Raw genomic sequence first — 21,009 nt, 5'->3', positions numbered from 1 at the left:
AAATGAATCCAAGACAAGTAGCAGATTATATGTTCAATCAGGATTATTTTTCCCAGTGGATGAATATCAAAATGATTGAAGTAAAAGAAAATTACTGTTTAATAGAAATGCCCATTAAGAAAGATATGATTAACGGGCTTAAAACAGTTCATGGTGGAGTTACCTTTGCTTTTGCAGATTCTGCATTGGCATTTTCATCCAACAATACAGGTGATGCTGCTGTAGCGCTGAACTGTATTATCAATTTTACCAAAGCCGGAAAGGAAGGAGATGTTTTCAGAGCCGAAAGTATTTTGGTGAATGATACCAGAAAAACTGCGGTTTATGACATTCAGATTACCAATCAAAACAGTGAGCTGATTGCAAAATTTGTTGGAACAGTCTATAAAATAGGGAAAAAAGTCACCGACTTATAATAAACATTAACCAGACACCATAGTAAACAAAATGAGAAAAATATTTCTACTGCTTTTCGGGATTTCAGCTTTTCTGATGAATGCCCAGCAGAAAGTAAATGAAGCATTGAAAAAAGAACTCGATGAGATTATGAAGGTGGATCAGGGATACAGAATGCTTTTCGATTCCGAAATAACTCTGGAAAAAAGAGAGCAGCTCCTAACAACCCTGAATATTGACAAAGAAGAGTTCAAAAAGAAAGGCTGGCAGATGGTTGCAGAACATGATAGTCTGAACGTGCAGAAAATCGAAAATATTATTGCTCAATATGGCTATCCCGGAAAAACACTTGTAGGAGAACCTACAAACCAGGCCGCATGGTACGTAATCCAGCATTCAACCAAAATTAGAAAATATCTTCCTCTCATAAAAAAAGCTGGAAAACAGAAAGAAATTCCTTTTACATGGGTTGCGATGATGGAAGACCGATATCTGATGCAGGAAGACAAGGAACAGATCTACGGTACCCAGGGAAAAGGAGAAATGACAAAAGATAAGAACGGAAAACAAGTCTTTGTCAATTTTGTCTGGCCTGTTAAAGATCTCAAAAATGTTAATAAAAGAAGAAAAGAAGCAGGTTTTGATTCCACTATTGAAGAAAATGCCAAAAGAATGTACGGATCGGATTTCAAATACGAACCCTATACTTTAAAACAGGCTTTAGAACTAAGAAATAAAAACAAATAAATAGAAAAAGGAAGTTTGATAATTTCAAATTATGCATTATCCTATTTTCAAAGTAAAATTATGAACAACGTATACATCATAGACTATGTCAGAACTCCCATCTCAAAACTGCAGGGGGGATTATCAGAAGTAAGAGCAGATGATTTAGCTGCTATTGTGATCAAAGAAGTAGTTGCGAGAAATCCTGAAGTTCCTGTAGAGGAAATTGAAGATGTTATTTTCGGATGTGCCAATCAGGCAGGTGAAGATAACAGAAACGTAGCAAGAATGGGACTTTTATTGGCTGGTCTTCCATATAAAATTGGAGGTGAGACGGTAAACAGACTTTGTGCTTCGGGAATGTCTGCAGTAGCGAATGCATTCCGTTCTATTGCTGCCGGAGAAGGAGAAATTTATATTGCCGGAGGAGTAGAGCATATGACACGCTCTCCTTATGTGATGTCAAAACCAAGTGCAGCTTTCGGAAGAGACAGTCAGATGTTTGATACCACTTTCGGATGGCGTTTTATCAACCCTAAGATGAAAGAATTATATGGTGTTGACGGAATGGGAGAGACTGCAGAGAATTTAGCAGATATCCACCAGATCAATAGAGAGGATCAGGATAAATTTGCCCTTTGGTCTCAGCAGAAAGCTACAAAAGCTCAGGAAACCGGAAGACTGGCAGAAGAAATTGTAAAAGTTGAGATTCCTCAGAGAAAAGGAGATCCTGTTGTTTTTGAAAAAGATGAATTCATTAAACCAACTTCTTCTATGGAAGGTCTTGCAAAACTTCGTCCTGCTTTCAGAAAAGAAGGAACGGTAACTGCAGGAAATGCTTCAGGAATGAATGACGGTGCCGCAGCTTTGATTTTAGCAAGTGAAGAAGCGGTGAAAAAATATGGATTAAAACCAAAAGCAAAAATTCTGGGATCTTCCGTAGCCGGAGTAGAGCCAAGAATTATGGGAATCGGACCGGTAGAAGCCACTCAAAAGTTATTGAAGAGATTAAATCTTTCTCTTGAAGATATGGACATCATTGAACTCAACGAAGCATTCGCAGCACAGGCACTTGCTGTGACAAGAAGTTTAGGATTAAAAGATGATGACGCAAGAATAAATCCTAATGGAGGAGCTATTGCAATTGGCCACCCACTGGGAGTTTCAGGAGCAAGAATTGTAGGTTCTGCGGCAATGGAACTTCAGAAACAGGATAAAAAATATGCATTGTGTACCCTTTGTATCGGCGTAGGACAAGGATATGCAATGGTAATCGAAAAAGTGTAATCAATTAAAAAAGATAAAGATAGTAGAGTAAGAAAAATGTCTGACCTCTGAAATCTATTATCTGATCTCTAATAAATATGAACATCTACTCATACCACGGGATTCGTCCCATTATAAAACCTTCTGCCTACATTCATCCGCAGGCAGTCATTATCGGGAATGTAGAAATAGGGGAAGAAGTATATATTGGTCCCAATGCGGTAATTCGTGGAGACTGGGGGAAAATTATTATTAAAGACGGAGCCAATGTACAGGAAAACTGTACCCTTCATGTTTTCCCGAATATAGAAACCATACTGGAAGAATCTGCACACATCGGGCATGGCGCAATCATTCATTCAGGACACATCGGAAAAAACTGTCTGATCGGAATGAATTCCGTTGTGATGGACAAAGCGTATATCGGTGACGAAAGTATCGTTGGAGCATTGGCTTTTGTACCGGCTAATTTCAGATGCGAACCAAGAAAATTAGTGGTGGGAAGCCCAGCAAAAATTATCCGTGATGTATCTGACGAAATGATTCACTGGAAAACAGAAGGAACAAAACTCTATCAGGAACTGGCAAGAGAAGGAAAAGAAGCTATTCTGCCTTGTGAGCCTTTTACAGAATATGTTCAGCAGATCCCAACCAAAATTGTTGATTACAGCATTTGGGATGATATAAAATAATGACCATTTAAAATTAAATATGATTAAAAAAATTGCACTTATATGCAGCATGGTGTTGGCGATGAATAGTGTAGTATCAGCACAAACTGTTACGACAAAACCGCTTACAATAGGAGAAGTGAGGACTATTAAGTCCAAAACCTTAAATGAAGACAGAACGTTGAATATTTATCTTCCACAAGGTTATGATAAAACAAAATCATACCCTGTGATTTATCTGTTGGATGGAAGTATGAATGAAGATTTTATTCACGTGACAGGATTAGTCCAATTCTTTAATCAAATGTATTCCATGCCGGAATCTATTGTTGTGGGAATTGCTAATATAGACAGGAAAAGGGATTTTACCTTTCATACGGATTTAAAAGATTTACAGAAAGATTATCCTACGACAGGACATTCTGATAAGTTTATTGCTTTCCTTGAAAAAGAACTAAAGCCTTATGTTGAAAGTCAGTTTAAAACCACAGACAAATATTTGTTTGGTCAATCTTTGGGAGGGCTTCTGGCAACAGAAATACTTCTGAAAAAGCCGGAAATGTTCAACAACTATTTTATTATCAGTCCAAGCTTATGGTGGGATGATGAAAGTCTTTTAAAGCAGGCTCCTCAATTACTTTCAAAATCTTCAGATACTAAAAAGTTTGTCTATGTTTCTGTAGGGAAAGGAGAACATCCGGTGATGGTAAAAGATGCCGAGGCTTTCTACGATGTTTTGACAAAAGCAGGAAAGAAAAACTGGACATTGGAATATAAAATGATGGAAACAGACAATCATGCAACCATTCTTCACAGAAGCTTATATGAAGGATTGGTGAAAATGTTTCCCTATCAGGAACCGAAATAAATCAGTTCCAGTTGATGAGCATTCTGAAAAAATATTGGATCGTAATATTGATTTTTATAATCATTATGAATGCTCTAGGGCTTTATCTGGTAAAAGAGTCAATAGGAATTTCAGATGCTTTGGAACATGTTGAATCAGATGAGGCAATTGCTAAATTAAAGCAGAAAGACAATTTTTACATGTTGTTTGTTGAAATTGTCATCATTTTAGACGGCTGGCTGATACTATTTATCCCTTATTTGATTATTAGCAACTTTATTAAAAAGATTAATCTAAGCAAAAAGTAAAAAACTATATGGAAAAGTTAAAAAACTATATCTACGGACAATGGGTAGAAGGTACCGGAAGCGGAGTCCCTTTGTACAACGCCGTTACAGGAGAACAGGTAGCTGTTTCCGATACAGAAGGACTTAATTTTGAGCAGGCTCTTGATTACGGAAGAACAGTAGGATACAAAAACCTTTCTTCAATGACTTTCTACGACCGTGGAGAAATGTTGAAAAAAGTAGCACTTTATCTGTTAGAAAGAAAGAAAAAATACTACGACTTATCATATAAAACAGGAGCTACACATGTTGATTCATGGGTGGATATTGAAGGAGGTTTCGGGACTTTCTTTACCTATTCCGGATTGGCAAAAAGAATGCTTCCCAATACTTCATTTTGGGTAGATGGAGATACTCAGAAAATTTCAGCTAACGGAACTTTTTTAGGAACCCATATTTTAACACCTAGTGAAGGGGTTTCTATACAGATCAATGCCTATAACTTTCCGGTTTGGGGAATGTTGGAAAAGCTTTCTACTTCATTATTAGCGGGTGTTCCTTCTATTGTGAAGCCATCTCCTTTCGGGTCTTATCTTACGAATGCTGTATTCCAGGATATGATTGAAAGCGGAGTTTTGCCTGAAGGTGCAGTACAGTTAGTCTGCGGAGAACCTGGTAATATTTTGGATTATGTACAGGATGGAGACTCTGTATTGTTTACAGGTTCAGCCAATACAGGAAGAAAATTAAAATCACTTCCTTCCATCGCTGGTAATGCTGTTCGTTTCAATATGGAAGCAGATTCTCTGAACTGTTCTATCCTTGGATTGGAAGCAAAACCGGGAACTCCTGAATTTGACTTATTCATCAAAGAAGTTCGTAATGAAATGACCACGAAAGCAGGACAGAAATGTACAGCGATCAGAAGAATTATCGTTCCGGAACATTTAATTGGTGACGTTCAGAATGCTTTGTCTAAAGCTTTAGATCAGACTAAAATCGGAAATCCATTAAGCAGAGAAACCAAAATGGGATCTTTAGTGGGAAGGCAGCAGTATGAAGAAGTAGTAAGAAAAGTAAATCTATTAAAATCAGAAACAGAACTTGTCTATGATGGTAAGCACGAGCTGGTAGATGCAGACTACGAAAATGGTGCATTTATGAGCCCGAAACTATTCCTGAACGACAAGCCTTTTGAAAAAAATATTTCTCATGATGTAGAAGCTTTCGGGCCGGTATCTACATTGATGCCGTATAAAGATGCTGAAGAAGCAGCCGCACTGGCAAAAAGAGGAAAGGGAAGTTTGGTAGGATCTATCATTTCTCACGATGAGAACTTTATCGCAGAAACTTCATGGAAAATGGCTTCCCAGCACGGAAGAATCTTTGTTCTGAACAGAGATAATGCCAAAGAAAGTACAGGTCACGGTTCACCACTTCCTACATTAATGCATGGAGGTCCTGGTAGAGCAGGTGGCGGAGAGGAAATGGGCGGACTGAGCGGTCTTCATTTCTTCTTACAGAAAACAGCAATTCAGGGGTCACCGGATGTACTGAAAGCAATTACTAAGATCTATCAGCAGGGCGCAGAGAAAAAATTCTCAGACAAGCATCCTTTCCAGAAATATTTTGAGGAAGTGGAAGTAGGAGACTCTTTAGAAACAGCTGGAAGAACAGTTACCGATGCAGATATCGTCAACTTCTCCAATGTTTCATGGGATCATTTCTATGCTCATACTGATTCAACAAGTTTATCAGGAACCATCTTCGATAAAACTGTAGCTCACGGATATTTCATCCTTTCAGCAGCAGCAGGATTGTTTGTTTCAGGAAAAAAAGGACCTGTTATTGCGAATTATGGATTGGAAGACTGCAGCTTCTTCAAACCTGTATATGCCGGAGATACCATCACTGTTTATTTAACCGCAAAAGAAAAAATCAACAGAGGAGTAAAAGGCAGAAACATTCCTTCAGGTGTTGTGAAATGGCTGGTTGAAGTTGTAAACCAAAGAGATGAGGTAGTTTGTGTAGCAACAATTTTAACATTAGTTGCAAAGCAGTCTCCATTCATTGATCTGAATGTGAAAAATGTTCAGAAAATGTTGAATGGATTAACAGAAAGTACTCCTGCACTTTGGGGAAAAATGTCCCCACAGCAGATGATTGAGCATTTGGAACAAGCAGTTCTGGTAAGTTTCGGAGAACCTGAAGCAGAGAAATGTTTCACTCAGGAGGAAAATCTTGAAAAATGGCAGGATTCCCTTTATAACCACAGAGCAATGCCAAAAGAATTTACGGCTCCATTCCTTCCGCAGGATGGCTCACTTCCGGAATCAACACACAGAAATCTGGAAGCCGCAAAACAATCGTTTATGGATAACCTGAAGAAATTTGTAATCTATTACAAAGAAAATCCACAGGCAGAACACATGAATTATGTATTCGGAAAACTGAATAAAGAAATGTGGGAACTGATGCACAGAAAGCATTTTACTCATCATTTCCAGCAGTTCGGATTGATTTAATTCAACATAAAAATAAATTATAGTCCCTTCCAGTAATTGAAAGGGATTTTTATTTTAAATGTGATCGGAAATATATAAATTCAGGAATATTTTTTAATAATGAAATCTTTAAAAATTTCCCTTGTCTTTGGTTCTTTTTTACTTTTACTCTTTTTTTCTTGTTCTGGAAATCCGAAACCTGATAAAAAAGGTTATTTTTCTGAAGAGAAATTTGTTGATAGCCTGAATGTTGGAAGGAAGGGTAAAACTAAAGTCGAGATTGAAAAATTTCGGCATGTCAATAATGGTGATGTGTTTGTTACCTTGAATTTTTATGATCTAAAAGATATCTGGGTGGAAGCTAAAGGTTCAATGTTTCATACCTGGGAATTAAAGAACAGTTTTAAATTTATCAAAGATGGAGTAACCGGTTTAGATGTTCAGATAAGTGACTTTAATAATGATGGCTTCAATGATATGACTTATCAAAGCGGAATTGCTGGAAGAGGAGGAAATACAGTGATGACTTTGTTTGTATATAATCCGAAAAATAAATATTTTATCCACATCAAAAATTCAGATAATTATCCGAACCTAAGTTTTAATTCAAAACTAAATTGTATCAATTCTGTAATTTTAACAGGTTCTACCACAACGGCATTTTTAAAAATTAAAAAAGATTCCTTAGATGAATTTGCACGAGTAGATGTTTCTGATAAAATAGTGGTGGAAGAAAAAGATTCTACAGGTAAGTTTAAAATTATTGAAGAAAAACTGTTCAAAGGAAATGATGATGATCTTTATAAAGTTTTTAGAAACTACAAACCTTTAGAATATTAATTAGGTTTATTTTACATAGATGAGAATGTACATTATTTCAGTTAGTTATATTTTTTTTGCTTAAAAATGATTAACTTTAATAGGCGAAATCCGAAAAGCATACAGAGTAGGAGAGAATATCAAAACTGATTACTATGGAAAACTTAAAAAAACTTTCAAGACACGAGTTGAGATCTCTTAAAGGAGCCGGGCCAAACTGGTCTTGTGCCCTTAATCCTTGTCCTCCCGGAAGCTGTTGCCTCCCTGGAAGATGGCCTGATATTGCAAGAGCATGTTATATATGTGCCGATTCTTAAATTTTTTTAAACTTAAAACAATACATAAAGCTGCAATTACCTGTGATTTGTAGCTTTATTTTTATAATCTTTTGTTAAAAATCCTATCCTGTTTGATGTCCTTGGATTTATTCATTATTTTCAATCTTTTAATTCAAAAAAAATAAACTATGGACCAAAGCTGGATGCAAAAATGGGAAGAAGTGAAGAATATTATGGTTTGTCCTACAGATCTGGAAACCTATTTTACTTCGGATGAAATTTTGGGAAAGAAAATGGAGACGATAGAAATTGGAAACGTTTCCCTTCCTTCTGGAAAAGTGGTGGTAAGAGATCCGCTGGTTTTTCTGAATGCGAATCAATCACCTTATTTTATTCAGGCTCCGAAAGGAAATTTTCCTGTGACTATTGCCGTAGTAAAATCTGAAGATTGGGGAGACAGATATGCTGTTGTAAAAGTAGAATTTACCAAAGAAAAGCCTGTTGTTTACAGAGAAGCTTTAGTTGGAATTGAAGAATTGGAGGGCGTTGCTGAAGATGATTATTTTGGTTTCGCCGTGGATGCTGGTTTAGGGTGTATTGCTGATAAAGAAATACTCCCTTTTGTGGATAAATTTATAGATGAAATGGATGTCAGTAATATTTATGATGATTATTTCGCTGAGCTTTTCTCACAAAGCTATAAAGCTCATCCCAACAATCAGAGAGAGGCAGGAGACTGGATCAATTGGACGATTCCTGATACAAATTATCAGATTCCAATGTTTGCAAGTGGTTTTGGTGATGGTACTTATCCTGTTTACTTTGCTTATGATGCTAACGAAGAAATTTGTGGTCTATACATTCAATTCATCGATATTGAATTGGCTTTAAGTGATGAAGATGAGGACGAAGACGAAGACGAGGATGGTGATGACGATCAACCTGAAAATTTTGTTTTCCTTAAAAATTAGCTATGAATACAACTTTTGCAGATCATGTCATCGAGTTCAATAAAAACCTTAGCTATAGAGGAAATCTTCCCGACGGCTTTGAAGTTCTGAACCCTTATCTGGATAATCCGGAAACATTGACGGTTATGCAGAAGTTTTATCACAAATATTATAATGATTCCATACAGAGAAAATTCATCATTGGAATCAATCCAAGCCGTCATGGAGCAGGAGTAACAGGCGTTCCGTTTACTGATACCAAAAGACTCGAAAGTATTTGTGGTATAAAAATGGAAACCGCCCGTACTCATGAAGTGTCTTCTGTTTTTATCTACGATATGATTGAAGAATATGGCGGTGCAGATCTTTTTTATGAAGATGTTTATATTAACTCTCCGTTTCCGCTGGCTATTGTAAGAAAAACAAAAAACGGATGGCTTAATGCTAATTATTATGATGATAAAGAACTGTTCGAGGCTGTGAAGAGTTTTATGATTGAATCTCTGAAGAAACATATCAGTCTCAATCTGGATACCTCAGAGGTCTTTATTCTAGGTAAAAAAAATGCTGACTTTATTTCAAAATTAAACATAGAAGCAAAGCTGTTTGATACCATGACTGTTCTGGAACATCCCAGATACATTCAGCAGTACAAATCAAAAGAAAAACAGCTGTATATAGATAAATATATTATGGCATTGAAAAAACAAAACCCTTAATGTTTGTATTAAGGGTTTTGTCATTTATGAATTAGAATCTTTATGGGATATGGAACTTATATATAATTTCCTGAAATTAATTTTTAATTACCTTCGTTGATTCTGTTGCTGTTTTGATAATATAAACTCCTTTTGGAAGGTCTGAAATATTGATTTCATTATTTCCTCTCTGGGTTTGTATTGTTTTCAGCATTTTACCGTCTACACTGTAAATTTTAGCTTCACTCGCTTTCTCTGCTGCAATGGAAAGAGGCCCGTTGGTTGGGTTAGGATAAACAGCCAGGTCTTTTTTAATGCTCTTAGCTTCAGAAGTACCCAATACCAGGTTGCTGTCTTTTACCCAGGTGAAAGCATCCAGGCCTACATATCTGAATGCTCCGCTGACCGTTAGTTGCAGTTCATCAATAATGATATTAGAGTAATTTTGGCCGTTTAAGTTGGTAAGATCAATCAGAGTATATCCATTTGTAGAGCCTAAACTTGTTGCAAATCCAGTGGATTTTGTTTGGGTAAATTTTGTTACTCCGCTTAATTTTCCTGTTACAGTAAGTGTCCCTGCTACATTGAGATCCAGATTGAGTGCTGAAAGATACATCCAGAATCTGTTTACCTTAAATAAATTTGAAGTGGTTTTAATACTGAATGATGGCGGAAATTGAGTATCGTTGGAATTATCAATATATCTGTTGTCATTCGCTGTTCCACTCCAGCCTGTTCCCGGGTAATTCCCTTGAATATCAAAGACACTTACATGCGAAATGATATTGAAAATGACTCCATTGTCGGTGAAGCTTGTACTTCCGTGCGATTCCGTTTCAAATTGTTCTGTACTGGTCTGCCCGAATGAGAAAATTGAAATGAGCAGACTACAAATTGTTAAAAAAGTAGTGCTTTTCATGATTTTTTTGTTTTAAATATTAGGTTATTGTGAATATTAATCTCTTGGAGGATAAATACCTTCAACACAGATGATATAATTTAAGCCCAGATAAGGAGGCATATTATTCACTGGTAAATTTTGTCCTACAAAAGAAATACTTTGTCCGTTAATCACGGTGTCAGGGTTAGTATCATTTATAAAGCTGGACACCACATTGAAATCTCTTCCTACCTGTGTTCCTGAGATAGCAATAGATGCCGCCGCATTAGGGGTTGATGAGTTGGCATTCTTATTAGCAACTTTCAATTGAAATCCACCACCAATGCTTGGAAGATTTGAAGTTAAAAGGGTATTTTGTGTAGTACCGGCTACCACTCCCAAAGGATAAAACTGGTTAGCATTTACATTTCCAGCTCCCAAAGCCATACGTCCTTTTAAGTTAGGTAAAGCGAAAGTTGTAATACCGTCTCCACCATAAGTTGTTCCTAAAATAGAAAATAAAGCTGAATTTCTTGAAATAGCTATTAAACTTCCGTCACAAAACATCCAGCCTCTAGGCGCGAAATTTCCTGCAAATAATTTTACAATTCCAATGTACTCTTCCATGATAATGATATTTAGTTTTAAATTTCTTACTCTGTTGTGGGCTTTTCAGATTCCGCCTTTAGTTATTATTTCTAGGCCAAAGGAACGACTAATAATGAGGGAGTACTAGAGTAGAAAATACCAAATTAAAGATTCCGTATTTCTACGTAAAGGGAATCTTATAAAAGGTAACTCTATCATGGAAATTATTATCTTTAAGTTTCTCTGAAAGAGCTGTATTTCGTATTTTTGTAAGAATCCAATAAAAATAAAAATGAGCGAATTTGTAGCATCAGAAATTAAAAATAATATTGCCGAGATCAGTTTCGGAACACTCAAAAGTAATTCTCTTCCGGGAGCAATTTTAGAAAAGCTGGCAGAAACTATCCTTGAAGAAGGTGCGAAAGATGAGGTGAAAGCTATTTTAGTAAAAAGTGCAGGTGAAAAGGCTTTCTGTGCAGGAGCTAGCTTTGATGAGCTTTTAGCTATTGAAGAACTGGAAGCTTCCACACAATTCTTTGGTGGTTTTGCAAAAGTTTTGAATGCTATGAGAAATTGCGGGAAAATCGTAGTGGTAAGAGTACAGGGAAAAACTACCGGTGGAGGAGTTGGAATTGCTTGTGGAGCAGACTACTGTTTTGCAACAAAAGATTCAGCTTTAGCACTTACTGAGATCAATCTTGGAATCGGCCCTTTTGTAATTGGACCTTATGTAGAAAGAAAAATCGGGAAGTCACAATTCTCTGCTATGGCAATTGATGCAGACTTCAGATCTGCTGAGTGGGCTGAGCAGCATAATGTTTATCATTCTGTATCAGATTCTATTCAGGAGATGGATGCGAAACTGGAGAAATTTTTACAGACCTTGGCGTCAAGAAGTAGTGATGCTTTAGCTTTAATTAAAAAAGTTTCTTGGGAAGGAACAGATCATTTCAATGAATTGATGCCAGCGAGAATTCATATGAGTGCAAGTCTTATCCTGGAAGATTCTGCCAAGAAAAATATTGAGTCCATTAAAGAAAAGTTGAGAGCGAAATAATTTTTTCTTTACTCTTAATTTAATATATTTTGAGAGCCTCGCTTCTAGCGGGGTTTTCTTTTTGACATATAAGTAATCATGAAAATTATTTCAAAATTTAAAATAAATAATTGGCAGATTAAAAATAAATTATAACTTTGTAATTCAAAGTTCTTTTTATGGAGACAAAAAACTATCACGAAGACTTATCCCATATCCGTTCCATGATGGAGCGCTCTTCCAGATTCATTTCTTTAAGCGGTCTGTCAGGAGTTGTTGCCGGATTAACAGCAATTATTGGAGCTATATATGTTTTTTTTGTTTTTCAGAGGGAAGGAATCAGTTATTTTGATGGAGACAGAAATATTCTGGGACCAGCCTTGGTTAAAGAACTTGTTCTAATTGGGATAGTTATTTTAGTGGTTGCTATTCTTAGTGGCTACATTTTTACCGCCCACAAAAGTAAAAAGAAGGGTTTGAAGATCTGGGATGCCACTACAAAACGGCTTTTGATTACTTTTGCAGTTCCTTTGGTAGCAGGAGGAGTTTTTTGCCTTGCACTTCTTTATCATCATCTTTTTGTTTTCATAGCTCCGGCAACATTGATTTTTTACGGATTGGCACTAGTATCGGCAGAACGTTATACATTAACGGATGTAAAGTATTTAGGATATTTTGAGATCATTTTAGGACTTATTTCTTTATTCTTTTTAGGATGGGGATTATTGTTCTGGGCAATTGGTTTTGGAGTTTTGCATATTGTATATGGATTGATTATGCACAAGAAATATAAGTAATAATGAAGATTTGTAATGTTGAAAAAGATGAGTTTAAAAATTAATACATTAAAAGCTCTCTAAGAATATAATTTCCTGAATAATTAAGCTAAAATAAAATGATCAAAATAAATCAACTCAACAAAGAATTCGAAAGCCGTGTAAGACTGGGCATCATGTCCGTTCTTATGGTTAACGACTGGGTTGATTTTTCTGAAATGAAAGGCTTGCTTGGAATTACAGATGGAAATCTTGCCAGTCACAGCAATGCATTGGAGAAAGCAGGATATATTGAAGTAAAAAAAGAATTTGTCGGGAAAAAGCCCAAGACATCTTACCGTGTTACGCAAAATGGACGACAGGCGTTTACAGAACATTTGGATGCTCTTGAAAAACTACTGGGACGATAGTCCTATATTTTTTTGAAAATTAACTTTGAATTACAAAGTACTTTATAATTTAAAACTTAAATAAAATGATAACACAAAAACAAAAAACAGTTACAATGTATGCCCTTCCATTGGTTTTACTGTGTATTCCATTGCTGGGAAATCTATTTTCTAAAGAAGTGAACTGGTCCGTTTCAGATTTTCTGATAGCAGCAGCTTTACTCTTTACAACAGCTTTTTTGGTCAACCTGGTCAGAAACAAAATCAAAAAACAAAGTCAGAAAGTTTTGATCTGCATTTTCATTTTGCTTGCTCTTGCACTGATCTGGATGGAGCTGGCAGTAGGGGTTTTTGGAAGTCCGTTTGCGGGAAGCTAAAATTGGTTTTTAATTAATTCTAAATAATAATGATAAAAGATTCAGAAATAATAGATCTAGGCAAGGCTGTATTTGGTTTTTTTTTCAATGGGAACTCTTTGCCTTTTAGGAGCACTCGTTACAAAGGATGATTGGTTTGCTGGAGCTGGCTATTTGTTAATCATTTTTGGAGTACCAGTCAACATATTATGCATACTTGGTTTTTTGACATATGGTGTTATAAATACATCAAAATTCAAAGAATGTATGATAGCCATACTCATTTTGACAGCCAACATTCCTATTGCATTCATTTACACTATTGTAGGTCTTAGTCTTTTCCATTAATATCCATAAATATACCAATACTATTATGAAAAAAATCCGCGTTCAGTTTCTGCTTTTTGTGTACGATAAAACTCAGAAATTATACAGAAAATACTTTAAAAAGAAAAAAAGACAATGGCAGTTCAATGAAAAACAGCTGCTGGAATTTCAGGAAGATTCTCTTGGAAGAAAACTGGGAGAATTCTACAGAAAGCATGGGTTTTCAATGATTCCCAAAATGGAAAATCATGATGTACACCATTTGATCACCGGCTGTGGAACCAACTTCGAGGATGAAATTGCCATGCAGTATCTTCTTTTAGGAAACGGTAAGCTCAATGCACATCTTTTGGCAGCAATCATTTTAGGAACAATTATTCTGCCTGAATATGCGAAAATTTATATCAAAGCCTATAAAAAAGGTCAGAATATGCGTGCTTTCCATCATTGGGATTTTGAAGAACTGCTGAGCCAGAAGTATGAACATGTAATGGACTTTATTCAACAGAAAGAAACTATTGTTCTTCATTAAAAACATTTATCTGATGGGAAAAATAAAATTCAGTCCGCTTGGAAAAAGGTCTTTCTTCCTTTCGTTTCTGTTAGGAACGCTTCTGTTGGTCGCATTTTGGTTCATAAGAGCAGAATTTTTTATTGAACTTGGCTTTTATTATGTACTTGTAACCGCCGTGATTAATATGTTTATCCTTCTGCATGAACTTATTATCTATCTTACTGACGTTTCAGACCAGAAGGCATCCGGTAATTCAGTTCTCCTTTTGCTTGTCAATATTCCGATAACGGCCTTATACCTCTATATAATGACACAGTTCACCTGGATCGATGAGGTTCTCAAAATTTAATTCCTTTAATCTTTTAATTTTCAATATTTTAAATATTCAAATCTCATGAAAACACATCACTATATATTTCTTACCGCCATCCTGTTTGTCATTGTCTTCTACGATCAGGATATTGGACTGAACCTTGGAATTCTGGGAATCATTTATGCAGTATTGACCCTGTTTAAAACTACGGAGAAGAATAAAACCAAAACCCTATATGTTCTTTTGGGAACAAGCATTTTATCAAGTATTGCATTTGCATGGTATGGAGATTTTCCTTCATTTACTGCAGTAGTAAGCTCATTACTTTTGCTGGGGTATAAATCAAAGAACAGAAGGTTAAAAATCCTCTTTTTGATTCCGGTTTTTATTGTAAACTGTTGCACTTCATTCTGCCGCTTTTTCAGTTTTGATGAATGGCTGCCCAAAAAGAATGTTCCTGGATTATGGCAAAAGACATTAGCTTTCATTTTAATTCCGCTGGTGCTGGTTTCCGTTTTCTTTGGAATTTATTCTGCAGGAAGTAATCATTTTGCCGCTCTTTTCACAGATTATGAACTGGATATTAATCTATGGCAGGTATTCTGTCTCTTTGTATTAGGGTTTTTTATTGCCTTTAACTACTGGAATTATGCTGTGGAAAAACTCATCTATAAAAGCAATCATTTTTTGGATAATGAGTTTCAAAAAGATTCCCGGATGCCAAAAGCTACCTATTCCTTTCTTGATCTCAATGCCGAAAGAATGAGCGGAGTGATCTCTTTTGTCTTGCTGAATATTTTACTGATTTTCTTTATTATTACTTACAATTATGAACAGTTTTATGAAGCCGTGAAAACTCCCGTTCAGCTTTCCGAAGAAACCCATGAAAGAGTGAATGCCGTAATTATGTCTATCATAATGGCTATTCTGGTCATCATGTTTTACTTTAAATCAGGATTCAATTTTGATCCGAAAGCGGGATTGCTGAAAATTTTAGCCAAAATCTGGATCTTCCTCAATGTTATTCTTGTCATATCAGCTGCTGTTAAAAATTATGAGTATATCGTGAATTATGGATGTACTTATAAAAGATTGGGAGTTTTTGCTTTCCTTATTTTATCAATAGTGGGTCTTGCTTTGACTTATCTTAAAATTCAAAAGAAGAAAAGAAACATATTCCTTGTCAACACAATGGTTTGGTATTTCTATGGAACTATTTTAGTGTGCAGTTACTTCAATTGGGGAGGTTTCATCACTTCACAGAATATGAAAAGAAAAGATTTTGTAGTCAACTATCATTTAACTTCTGTTAATTTCAGCGAAAAAGCCCTGTTGAAATATGCGGACGAAAAAAATGATCAGAAACTTAAAAAGACTTTGCAGACGAAAGTGAAAAGTGAAACCTCAAAAACATTCCTTTCAAAGATTATCTACTATCAAACCATTCAATAATCCATCATGAAAAAGCCCGTTGCCTCTTCAAGATTTAAAATCAACATGCTCCTGATATTGATGACTGTATTCTGTTTCAGTCTCTCAGCTTTCAGATACTATATCAGTGATACAAAAGTGTTTCTGTTTCTCAACTGGAATCTTTTTCTGGCATGGATTCCTTTATTACTAAGTTCTTTTATTCTTGCCTTTAATATCAAAAGCAAAATCTCACTGATCTTTATTATTATCGTCTGGATTTTGTTCTTTCCCAATTCACCTTATATTCTCACAGACCTTTTTCATCTGAGAGCGAGAAATTCAGTACCGATATGGTATGACCTGATTGTTATTCTTTCCTATGTCTGGACAGGACTGATCTGTGGTTTTATAAGCCTTAATGATATTGAAAAAAGCCTTTCCGAATATGGTAAAAGAAACAGTATCAATGCGGTAATTATTTTTTTTCTTTTCATGAGCAGTTTTGGAGTGTATCTTGGAAGATTTTTAAGATGGAACAGTTGGGATGTACTCAATAATCCTTTCGGTCTGTTCTCTGATATTGTAGTACGGTTTATCTATCCGCTTGAATATACCAAGACATGGGGTGTCACTGTTTTGATGGGAATTATGCTCAATTTTATGTATTTTACATTTAAATGGGTTGAAACAAATAATGATAGAGAATTGAAGCTGGAAAAATAAATCATTCTATAGAATTGGAACAGTTTTAGCATTTAATAGAGCTCACCAGAATGATATATTGGTACATTCTTAAACTTAATTATTATGAAAAAAAGCTTATTGTTGATTCCATTGATTATTATTTCATGTAAAAAAGAACCTGCCGTGACAACCGTTCAGGATAAGGATTCTACAGTTGTTACAGAAATGCCGGATTCTGTTGTAAAAGCAGATTCTGTAGCATTGAAAGAAAGAGATTCAATCATTAACAATGCTCCTGCCACGAAAGAAGTTCTGCGAAAAGGCGTAATGAGAACTGAAAAAGAAGGGCAGATCATTAGAATAGCTGATGCTACGCAGCTTCCTTTCACTTTGGGAGAAGAATTTAAAAAAGATGATCAGGAACTGATTTTAAAGCTGACCCATTACGATCGCCCGAATATCAAAGCAAAAATTTCAACCAAAGAGAAAGATTTTAATATCCGTTTCAATCAGATCAAACTTGCCAACGGAGACTATGACGGGCCTTTCGGAAGAGAGATTACTTACGATACCCCCGGGAAAGGTGAAGTATGGCTGATTATCGGTAAAAGTAATATGGCTTCAGGAAATACTAAGGGAAGCTTTACCATAACGGTAGAATAAGTTCAAATCAATTTGGTACAATTTCTGCAAACTAAACTCTAAGTTTAAAAATTTACAATTATGAAAAATATAGTTCTAACAGCAATGGCCGCTTCAGCTGTACTCGTAAGTTGCGGAACCGTACAGTCGCTGGTTCAGAATACATTTCCATACACCACGAATGTTTTAGTTTCCACAGGTGTTCCTGCAGATAAAGAAGTTTCTTCCACTGCAACCGCTACCAATGTACAGACATGGTTCGGAGGAAATAACAATGCAAAGATTAAAGACGTAAGGATTTCAGATGCTAAAATTTCTGTTGCATCCCCTTCAGGAGGAAATCTGAGTGCATTCAAAACCGTTAAAATATACGTTTCATCCAACGGAACAGGAGAAAGACTGATCGCATCACGATCCAATATATCTACCAACTCTTCCAGCTTAAATCTGGACCTGAATGATACCGGATTCCTTGATGAAATTGTAAAAAGCTCAGGATTGACGATAAGAACAGTGTATGAACTGAAGAATCAGACTTCTTCAGACATGAACATTAAAGTAGCCCTGAATTTCAGCAGCGTTCCTGCGAAATAACAGAGAAAAAAATAATATTAAAAACCCTCTTCCAGTAGTCTGAAAGAGGGTTTGATGTGAAGTAAAATGTATAAAAATCGTTTTAAAGTTTTGTGAATTTTTCAACAACTCTTCTTTGGCCTTCATTGATATTGATGATATATTGACCCATTGGCAGTTGTGAAATATCAATTTTTTCATCAGACAAAACAGAACTTTTGATCACAGTGCGTCCCTGAAGGTTGATGATTTCAAAATCCAGTTTTTTGTTTTCTGTACTTTGAATCGCAATAGTACTGCTGGATGGATTAGGGTAGATTTTAACCTCCAGCGGAGATAATGTTTTTACAGGGGTTGCAAATTTACTTTCCAGTTGCAGTATCGCATTTTTTACATTAGGAAGAGGCCCGATTTTCTGACCGGTTACAGTACCTCCCTGAGGAATTCCCGTAGAAATTAAAAGGTTTTTCATCGCAGAAGGTGTCAGGTTCTGACCTGTAGTCTGACGATAGAAAGACTGAATTAAAATAGCTGCAGATGATACTACAGGCGTTGCAGAACTTGTGCCGCTGAAATAATTATAAGTCCTGTTGTTATCATTGTCATATTTGGCATAAGAACCATAGCCCGCAGCAAGAACACTGCTTCCCCAACCCTGAACGTCCACTCTGTTTCCATAAGTACTGAAACTTAATTTTGAATGGGTTGTATTGGGAGATCCTGCCCCTACAATGATAGCTCCGCTATTTCCTCTGGCAAGATAAGTTGCATAAAACGGATCATCCAGATTCTGATTTCCGTTACCCGCAGCTGCAATGATAATAATTCCTGAATCAGTAGCTGCTTTCGTAAGATCCCAGATTACTTTGTCATACTCTGCAGGACAATATTGGCCATCTTTTCCTCCGGTCTGCATTTCATATAGAATAATATCACCTGCCTGAGAAGCATTAATAGACCTGCTCACGGCAGAAGCTCTGTTATATCCCACAGTGGTCCATTCCATATATCCTTTTATTTCGGAAGTATTGTAAGCAGCTCCTGTAAGGCCGATATTATCTTTTATTGAACCTAAAATACTTACTACTGCAGTTCCGTGGTCACGGTAGTTATTATTGGCTAATCCCGCATTCGGAGAATATCCTGGCTCCAGCTGTATAGAGTTTTGGTTGCTAAGCATCTCATGAGTTTTGTAAAAACCATATTCTACATCCCTTACACGAATATTCTGTCCGGTGATTCCTCTTGACCAGGCATATTTTGCATTGATTCCCGGGTTGTCATTCAGATAAGTCTGAATGCTTTCCAGATCAGGTGTTGCTACAAAAGCATTAACCAAAGGAGGTTCAATAGGAGTTGCACTCATCACAGATACATATTCTATTTCAGGGAACCTTTCAAGGCTATGAATGATTTTCTGAGTGGCTTCCTCATTTTGAAGGGGCAGATCTGCCTTATAAATTCTTTTCAGTTTTTCTACAGATTCTGAAGAGTTTCCGATTGCTTTGCTGCTTCTGGCCATTTCATCAAGTTTATTATCTGTAAAATCCAGATCGTATTTGAATGAAATGTTGTTTTCTCTTGAAAATCTCTCCAGATCAGCATTTCTACTGAATGCGGTTTTTTCTGAATTAATGCCCTTTGAAAAGCATACATAGATGATGGAATTTTGATCCTGATTCTGTTTGGGCTGACTGTCCTGACCAAAAGACAGGGAAGAGCAGAACGCAAACAATGCGAAAAGGTTGATTTTTGTTTTCATACGATTTTGTTAAATGGTTGTAAATCAGTTTTGATTTCTACCAAAAATAATAATAAAATGAAAACAAATCACATTTTTGTGAATTTATTTTTTGTTTTTTTATTCCTTCCTTATGTAGAAAGACCTTCATCAATTCTTTATAATAAACTGCACTGGTTTTAAAAAGCTGTGGGGTTTGGAAAATATACTTTGTATGATTACAAAAAACCATCCAGATCACTGAATGGTTTTGTTGAGGTATATAGGTTTTAATTTTTAAAGATCATCAAACCAGTTTAATTTATTCTTATGGTAGATTACTTTCTGCTTATTCATGATCCCATATTCAATACCAATACTGTCCTGATTGACATTAATGAGTTTTGCTTCCTGGATTGGAAGTTTTTTATCATCTAAATAAGTATCCTTAGATGGCTGTACTGTTTTTTCTATGATGTCTGAATAAGGAAATCTTGAGATTTGTTTTTCAAAAATACCTTCTTTCTTGTAAATCGTAATAAGCGGTCTGTAAAGTGCTCCCGGACGACCTCTTTCTATTCTGTAAGTTTCATCCAGCTGAATTCTTTGCTCACAGCCAATGGTTGAAAAATAATGAATAATTCCAAAAAATGGAATCATCATGGGTAAAATACTAAGGATAATTCCTGATATCAAAAGACCAAAGTATACTTTTATCACTTTTTTCTTCCAAAACCGGATAATGATGAAAATGGTCATCAACAGCCAGAGCCAGTTAATTATTTTATCAATGTAATATCCGGCGAAACTATAATTATTAAGGCTTAAAATTATTCCAAACAGAAAAACTAAAGTCACTGCCAGATAAGCAATGACTATATTTTTGTTATTCATCTTCTATAATTTAGCTTTTGGTAACTGAATCCATTACGATTGTGACAGGTCCGTCGTTGATCAGGGAGACCTTCATATCCGCTCCGAAAATTCCGCTTTCTGTCTTTAATCCGGATTTAGCTATTTCTTCTTTAAAATAATCAAAAAGAGGAATAGCCTTATCAGGTTTTGCTGCTTTTATGAAAGATGGGCGATTGCCTTTTTTGTAATCAGCAATCAATGTAAACTGGCTGATGCAAAGGATTTCCCCTGAAATATCCTTCACAGAAAGATTAAGTTTACCCTCTTCATCTCCAAAGATTCTTAGGTTTAAAACCTTCTGTACAAGCCAGTCTGCATCTGTTTTTTCATCATTTTCGTCCACACCTGCCAGCAGCATTAATCCTTTCCCGATTTCACCAACAATTTTTCCGTCTACTTTTACACTGGCTTCAGAGACTCTTTGTATAACGATCTTCATTT

Annotated in this window: 25 protein-coding genes; 20 read left to right on the top strand and 5 right to left on the bottom strand. The window is 35.9% G+C overall.

What is annotated here, in order from left to right; all coding sequences use genetic code 11:
- The first annotated feature begins 2 nt into the window (after positions 1 to 2).
- From LC457_RS22495 to LC457_RS22445, 11 genes are all read left to right on the top strand, one after another.
- Entirely contained in the window at positions 3 to 416 is a 414-nt protein-coding gene (locus tag LC457_RS22495) for a PaaI family thioesterase (protein ID WP_223601830.1), read from the top strand.
- A 31-nt stretch (positions 417 to 447) separates the two neighbouring features.
- Complete coding sequence (locus LC457_RS22490) at positions 448 to 1,143, top strand: DUF6624 domain-containing protein (protein ID WP_223601829.1); 696 nt, start codon at positions 448 to 450, stop codon at positions 1,141 to 1,143.
- Between the two features lie 60 nt (positions 1,144 to 1,203).
- Entirely contained in the window at positions 1,204 to 2,409 is a 1,206-nt protein-coding gene (gene pcaF / locus LC457_RS22485) for a 3-oxoadipyl-CoA thiolase (RefSeq protein ID WP_223601828.1), read from the top strand.
- 77 nt (positions 2,410 to 2,486) lie between these two features.
- On the top strand, positions 2,487 to 3,080 hold the full coding sequence (locus LC457_RS22480) for a transferase hexapeptide repeat family protein (RefSeq protein WP_047429267.1): 594 nt from the start codon (positions 2,487 to 2,489) through the stop codon (positions 3,078 to 3,080).
- 19 nt (positions 3,081 to 3,099) lie between these two features.
- On the top strand, positions 3,100 to 3,927 hold the full coding sequence (locus LC457_RS22475; RefSeq protein ID WP_223601827.1) for an alpha/beta hydrolase: 828 nt from the start codon (positions 3,100 to 3,102) through the stop codon (positions 3,925 to 3,927).
- Positions 3,928 to 3,941: 14 nt separating this feature from the next.
- Complete coding sequence (locus tag LC457_RS22470; protein WP_223601826.1) at positions 3,942 to 4,214, top strand: hypothetical protein; 273 nt, start codon at positions 3,942 to 3,944, stop codon at positions 4,212 to 4,214.
- A gap of 8 nt (positions 4,215 to 4,222) precedes the next feature.
- Entirely contained in the window at positions 4,223 to 6,718 is a 2,496-nt protein-coding gene (gene paaZ, locus LC457_RS22465; RefSeq protein WP_223601825.1) for a phenylacetic acid degradation bifunctional protein PaaZ, read from the top strand.
- 99 nt (positions 6,719 to 6,817) lie between these two features.
- On the top strand, positions 6,818 to 7,537 hold the full coding sequence (locus tag LC457_RS22460; protein WP_223601824.1) for a hypothetical protein: 720 nt from the start codon (positions 6,818 to 6,820) through the stop codon (positions 7,535 to 7,537).
- 134 nt (positions 7,538 to 7,671) lie between these two features.
- Positions 7,672 to 7,833 carry a hypothetical protein gene (locus tag LC457_RS22455; protein ID WP_223601823.1) on the top strand — a complete coding sequence of 54 codons (162 nt, stop codon included), beginning with the start codon at positions 7,672 to 7,674 and terminating at the stop codon, positions 7,831 to 7,833.
- Positions 7,834 to 7,982: 149 nt separating this feature from the next.
- On the top strand, positions 7,983 to 8,765 hold the full coding sequence (locus LC457_RS22450; RefSeq protein WP_223601822.1) for a DUF4241 domain-containing protein: 783 nt from the start codon (positions 7,983 to 7,985) through the stop codon (positions 8,763 to 8,765).
- A gap of 2 nt (positions 8,766 to 8,767) precedes the next feature.
- Positions 8,768 to 9,463, top strand: a complete 696-nt coding sequence (locus LC457_RS22445; RefSeq protein ID WP_223601821.1) for an SMUG2 DNA glycosylase family protein — start codon at positions 8,768 to 8,770, stop codon at positions 9,461 to 9,463.
- A 76-nt stretch (positions 9,464 to 9,539) separates the two neighbouring features.
- Here LC457_RS22445 and LC457_RS22440 read toward each other — a convergent pair whose 3' ends face one another.
- Positions 9,540 to 10,361, bottom strand: a complete 822-nt coding sequence (locus LC457_RS22440) for a T9SS type A sorting domain-containing protein (protein WP_223601820.1) — start codon at positions 10,359 to 10,361, stop codon at positions 9,540 to 9,542.
- A 36-nt stretch (positions 10,362 to 10,397) separates the two neighbouring features.
- Positions 10,398 to 10,949 carry a phage tail protein gene (locus LC457_RS22435; RefSeq protein WP_223601819.1) on the bottom strand — a complete coding sequence of 184 codons (552 nt, stop codon included), beginning with the start codon at positions 10,947 to 10,949 and terminating at the stop codon, positions 10,398 to 10,400.
- A gap of 253 nt (positions 10,950 to 11,202) precedes the next feature.
- Between LC457_RS22435 and LC457_RS22430 the strand changes: the two genes are divergently transcribed.
- The 9 genes from LC457_RS22430 (at position 11,203) to LC457_RS22390 (ending at position 17,954) form a co-directional block, all read left to right on the top strand.
- The gene (locus LC457_RS22430; RefSeq protein ID WP_223601818.1) at positions 11,203 to 11,967 is read left to right on the top strand and encodes an enoyl-CoA hydratase/isomerase family protein; all 765 of its coding nucleotides are present in this window, start codon (positions 11,203 to 11,205) and stop codon (positions 11,965 to 11,967) included.
- Between the two features lie 158 nt (positions 11,968 to 12,125).
- On the top strand, positions 12,126 to 12,743 hold the full coding sequence (locus tag LC457_RS22425; RefSeq protein ID WP_223601817.1) for a hypothetical protein: 618 nt from the start codon (positions 12,126 to 12,128) through the stop codon (positions 12,741 to 12,743).
- 98 nt (positions 12,744 to 12,841) lie between these two features.
- Positions 12,842 to 13,132, top strand: coding sequence for a transcriptional regulator (locus tag LC457_RS22420; RefSeq protein ID WP_047420173.1), 291 nt, complete (start codon positions 12,842 to 12,844; stop codon positions 13,130 to 13,132).
- A gap of 65 nt (positions 13,133 to 13,197) precedes the next feature.
- A complete protein-coding gene (locus tag LC457_RS22415) occupies positions 13,198 to 13,488 on the top strand; it encodes a hypothetical protein (protein ID WP_223601816.1) in 291 nt (96 codons plus the stop codon).
- 352 nt (positions 13,489 to 13,840) lie between these two features.
- Positions 13,841 to 14,326 carry a ubiquinone biosynthesis protein COQ4 gene (locus LC457_RS22410; RefSeq protein ID WP_223601815.1) on the top strand — a complete coding sequence of 162 codons (486 nt, stop codon included), beginning with the start codon at positions 13,841 to 13,843 and terminating at the stop codon, positions 14,324 to 14,326.
- Positions 14,327 to 14,702: 376 nt separating this feature from the next.
- A complete protein-coding gene (locus tag LC457_RS22405; protein WP_223601814.1) occupies positions 14,703 to 16,073 on the top strand; it encodes a DUF4153 domain-containing protein in 1,371 nt (456 codons plus the stop codon).
- Between the two features lie 6 nt (positions 16,074 to 16,079).
- The gene (locus tag LC457_RS22400; protein WP_223601813.1) at positions 16,080 to 16,757 is read left to right on the top strand and encodes a DUF1361 domain-containing protein; all 678 of its coding nucleotides are present in this window, start codon (positions 16,080 to 16,082) and stop codon (positions 16,755 to 16,757) included.
- 84 nt (positions 16,758 to 16,841) lie between these two features.
- The gene (locus LC457_RS22395; protein WP_223601812.1) at positions 16,842 to 17,381 is read left to right on the top strand and encodes a hypothetical protein; all 540 of its coding nucleotides are present in this window, start codon (positions 16,842 to 16,844) and stop codon (positions 17,379 to 17,381) included.
- A 60-nt stretch (positions 17,382 to 17,441) separates the two neighbouring features.
- On the top strand, positions 17,442 to 17,954 hold the full coding sequence (locus LC457_RS22390) for a hypothetical protein (protein WP_223601811.1): 513 nt from the start codon (positions 17,442 to 17,444) through the stop codon (positions 17,952 to 17,954).
- A gap of 82 nt (positions 17,955 to 18,036) precedes the next feature.
- Here LC457_RS22390 and LC457_RS22385 read toward each other — a convergent pair whose 3' ends face one another.
- The 3 genes from LC457_RS22385 to dtd all read right to left on the bottom strand — a co-directional run bounded on the left by LC457_RS22385 (position 18,037) and on the right by dtd (position 21,007).
- A complete protein-coding gene (locus LC457_RS22385) occupies positions 18,037 to 19,695 on the bottom strand; it encodes a S8 family peptidase (RefSeq protein WP_223601810.1) in 1,659 nt (552 codons plus the stop codon).
- Between the two features lie 255 nt (positions 19,696 to 19,950).
- Positions 19,951 to 20,547, bottom strand: coding sequence for a hypothetical protein (locus tag LC457_RS22380; protein ID WP_223601809.1), 597 nt, complete (start codon positions 20,545 to 20,547; stop codon positions 19,951 to 19,953).
- A gap of 10 nt (positions 20,548 to 20,557) precedes the next feature.
- Positions 20,558 to 21,007: a D-aminoacyl-tRNA deacylase gene (gene dtd / locus LC457_RS22375; protein WP_223601808.1), complete on the bottom strand. Its 450-nt coding sequence runs from the start codon at positions 21,005 to 21,007 to the stop codon at positions 20,558 to 20,560.
- Positions 21,008 to 21,009 lie beyond the last annotated feature (2 nt).

Source organism: Chryseobacterium sp. GVT01B (genome assembly GCF_019970045.1).
In the GTDB taxonomy this organism is placed as follows: Bacteria; Bacteroidota; Bacteroidia; order Flavobacteriales; family Weeksellaceae; genus Chryseobacterium.
This window is presented reverse-complemented; position numbering and strand designations above follow the sequence as displayed.

What these genes read in the sequence shown, in the direction of transcription:
- LC457_RS22455 (WP_223601823.1), top strand. Translation starts at nt 7,672, where the DNA reads ATGGAAAACTTAAAAAAACTTTCAAGACACGAGTTGAGATCTCTTAAA.
- LC457_RS22415 (WP_223601816.1), top strand. Translation starts at nt 13,198, where the DNA reads ATGATAACACAAAAACAAAAAACAGTTACAATGTATGCCCTTCCATTG.
- LC457_RS22430 (WP_223601818.1), top strand. Translation starts at nt 11,203, where the DNA reads ATGAGCGAATTTGTAGCATCAGAAATTAAAAATAATATTGCCGAGATC.
- LC457_RS22385 (WP_223601810.1), bottom strand. Translation starts at nt 19,695, where the DNA reads ATGAAAACAAAAATCAACCTTTTCGCATTGTTTGCGTTCTGCTCTTCC.
- LC457_RS22380 (WP_223601809.1), bottom strand. Translation starts at nt 20,547, where the DNA reads ATGAATAACAAAAATATAGTCATTGCTTATCTGGCAGTGACTTTAGTT.
- paaZ (WP_223601825.1), top strand. Translation starts at nt 4,223, where the DNA reads ATGGAAAAGTTAAAAAACTATATCTACGGACAATGGGTAGAAGGTACC.
- LC457_RS22400 (WP_223601813.1), top strand. Translation starts at nt 16,080, where the DNA reads ATGAAAAAGCCCGTTGCCTCTTCAAGATTTAAAATCAACATGCTCCTG.
- LC457_RS22440 (WP_223601820.1), bottom strand. Translation starts at nt 10,361, where the DNA reads ATGAAAAGCACTACTTTTTTAACAATTTGTAGTCTGCTCATTTCAATT.
- LC457_RS22445 (WP_223601821.1), top strand. Translation starts at nt 8,768, where the DNA reads ATGAATACAACTTTTGCAGATCATGTCATCGAGTTCAATAAAAACCTT.
- dtd (WP_223601808.1), bottom strand. Translation starts at nt 21,007, where the DNA reads ATGAAGATCGTTATACAAAGAGTCTCTGAAGCCAGTGTAAAAGTAGAC.
- LC457_RS22480 (WP_047429267.1), top strand. Translation starts at nt 2,487, where the DNA reads ATGAACATCTACTCATACCACGGGATTCGTCCCATTATAAAACCTTCT.
- LC457_RS22405 (WP_223601814.1), top strand. Translation starts at nt 14,703, where the DNA reads ATGAAAACACATCACTATATATTTCTTACCGCCATCCTGTTTGTCATT.
- LC457_RS22460 (WP_223601824.1), top strand. Translation starts at nt 6,818, where the DNA reads ATGAAATCTTTAAAAATTTCCCTTGTCTTTGGTTCTTTTTTACTTTTA.
- LC457_RS22425 (WP_223601817.1), top strand. Translation starts at nt 12,126, where the DNA reads ATGGAGACAAAAAACTATCACGAAGACTTATCCCATATCCGTTCCATG.
- LC457_RS22435 (WP_223601819.1), bottom strand. Translation starts at nt 10,949, where the DNA reads ATGGAAGAGTACATTGGAATTGTAAAATTATTTGCAGGAAATTTCGCG.
- LC457_RS22420 (WP_047420173.1), top strand. Translation starts at nt 12,842, where the DNA reads ATGATCAAAATAAATCAACTCAACAAAGAATTCGAAAGCCGTGTAAGA.
- LC457_RS22495 (WP_223601830.1), top strand. Translation starts at nt 3, where the DNA reads ATGAATCCAAGACAAGTAGCAGATTATATGTTCAATCAGGATTATTTT.
- LC457_RS22470 (WP_223601826.1), top strand. Translation starts at nt 3,942, where the DNA reads ATGAGCATTCTGAAAAAATATTGGATCGTAATATTGATTTTTATAATC.
- LC457_RS22475 (WP_223601827.1), top strand. Translation starts at nt 3,100, where the DNA reads ATGATTAAAAAAATTGCACTTATATGCAGCATGGTGTTGGCGATGAAT.
- LC457_RS22390 (WP_223601811.1), top strand. Translation starts at nt 17,442, where the DNA reads ATGAAAAATATAGTTCTAACAGCAATGGCCGCTTCAGCTGTACTCGTA.
- LC457_RS22450 (WP_223601822.1), top strand. Translation starts at nt 7,983, where the DNA reads ATGGACCAAAGCTGGATGCAAAAATGGGAAGAAGTGAAGAATATTATG.
- LC457_RS22410 (WP_223601815.1), top strand. Translation starts at nt 13,841, where the DNA reads ATGAAAAAAATCCGCGTTCAGTTTCTGCTTTTTGTGTACGATAAAACT.
- LC457_RS22395 (WP_223601812.1), top strand. Translation starts at nt 16,842, where the DNA reads ATGAAAAAAAGCTTATTGTTGATTCCATTGATTATTATTTCATGTAAA.
- LC457_RS22490 (WP_223601829.1), top strand. Translation starts at nt 448, where the DNA reads ATGAGAAAAATATTTCTACTGCTTTTCGGGATTTCAGCTTTTCTGATG.
- pcaF (WP_223601828.1), top strand. Translation starts at nt 1,204, where the DNA reads ATGAACAACGTATACATCATAGACTATGTCAGAACTCCCATCTCAAAA.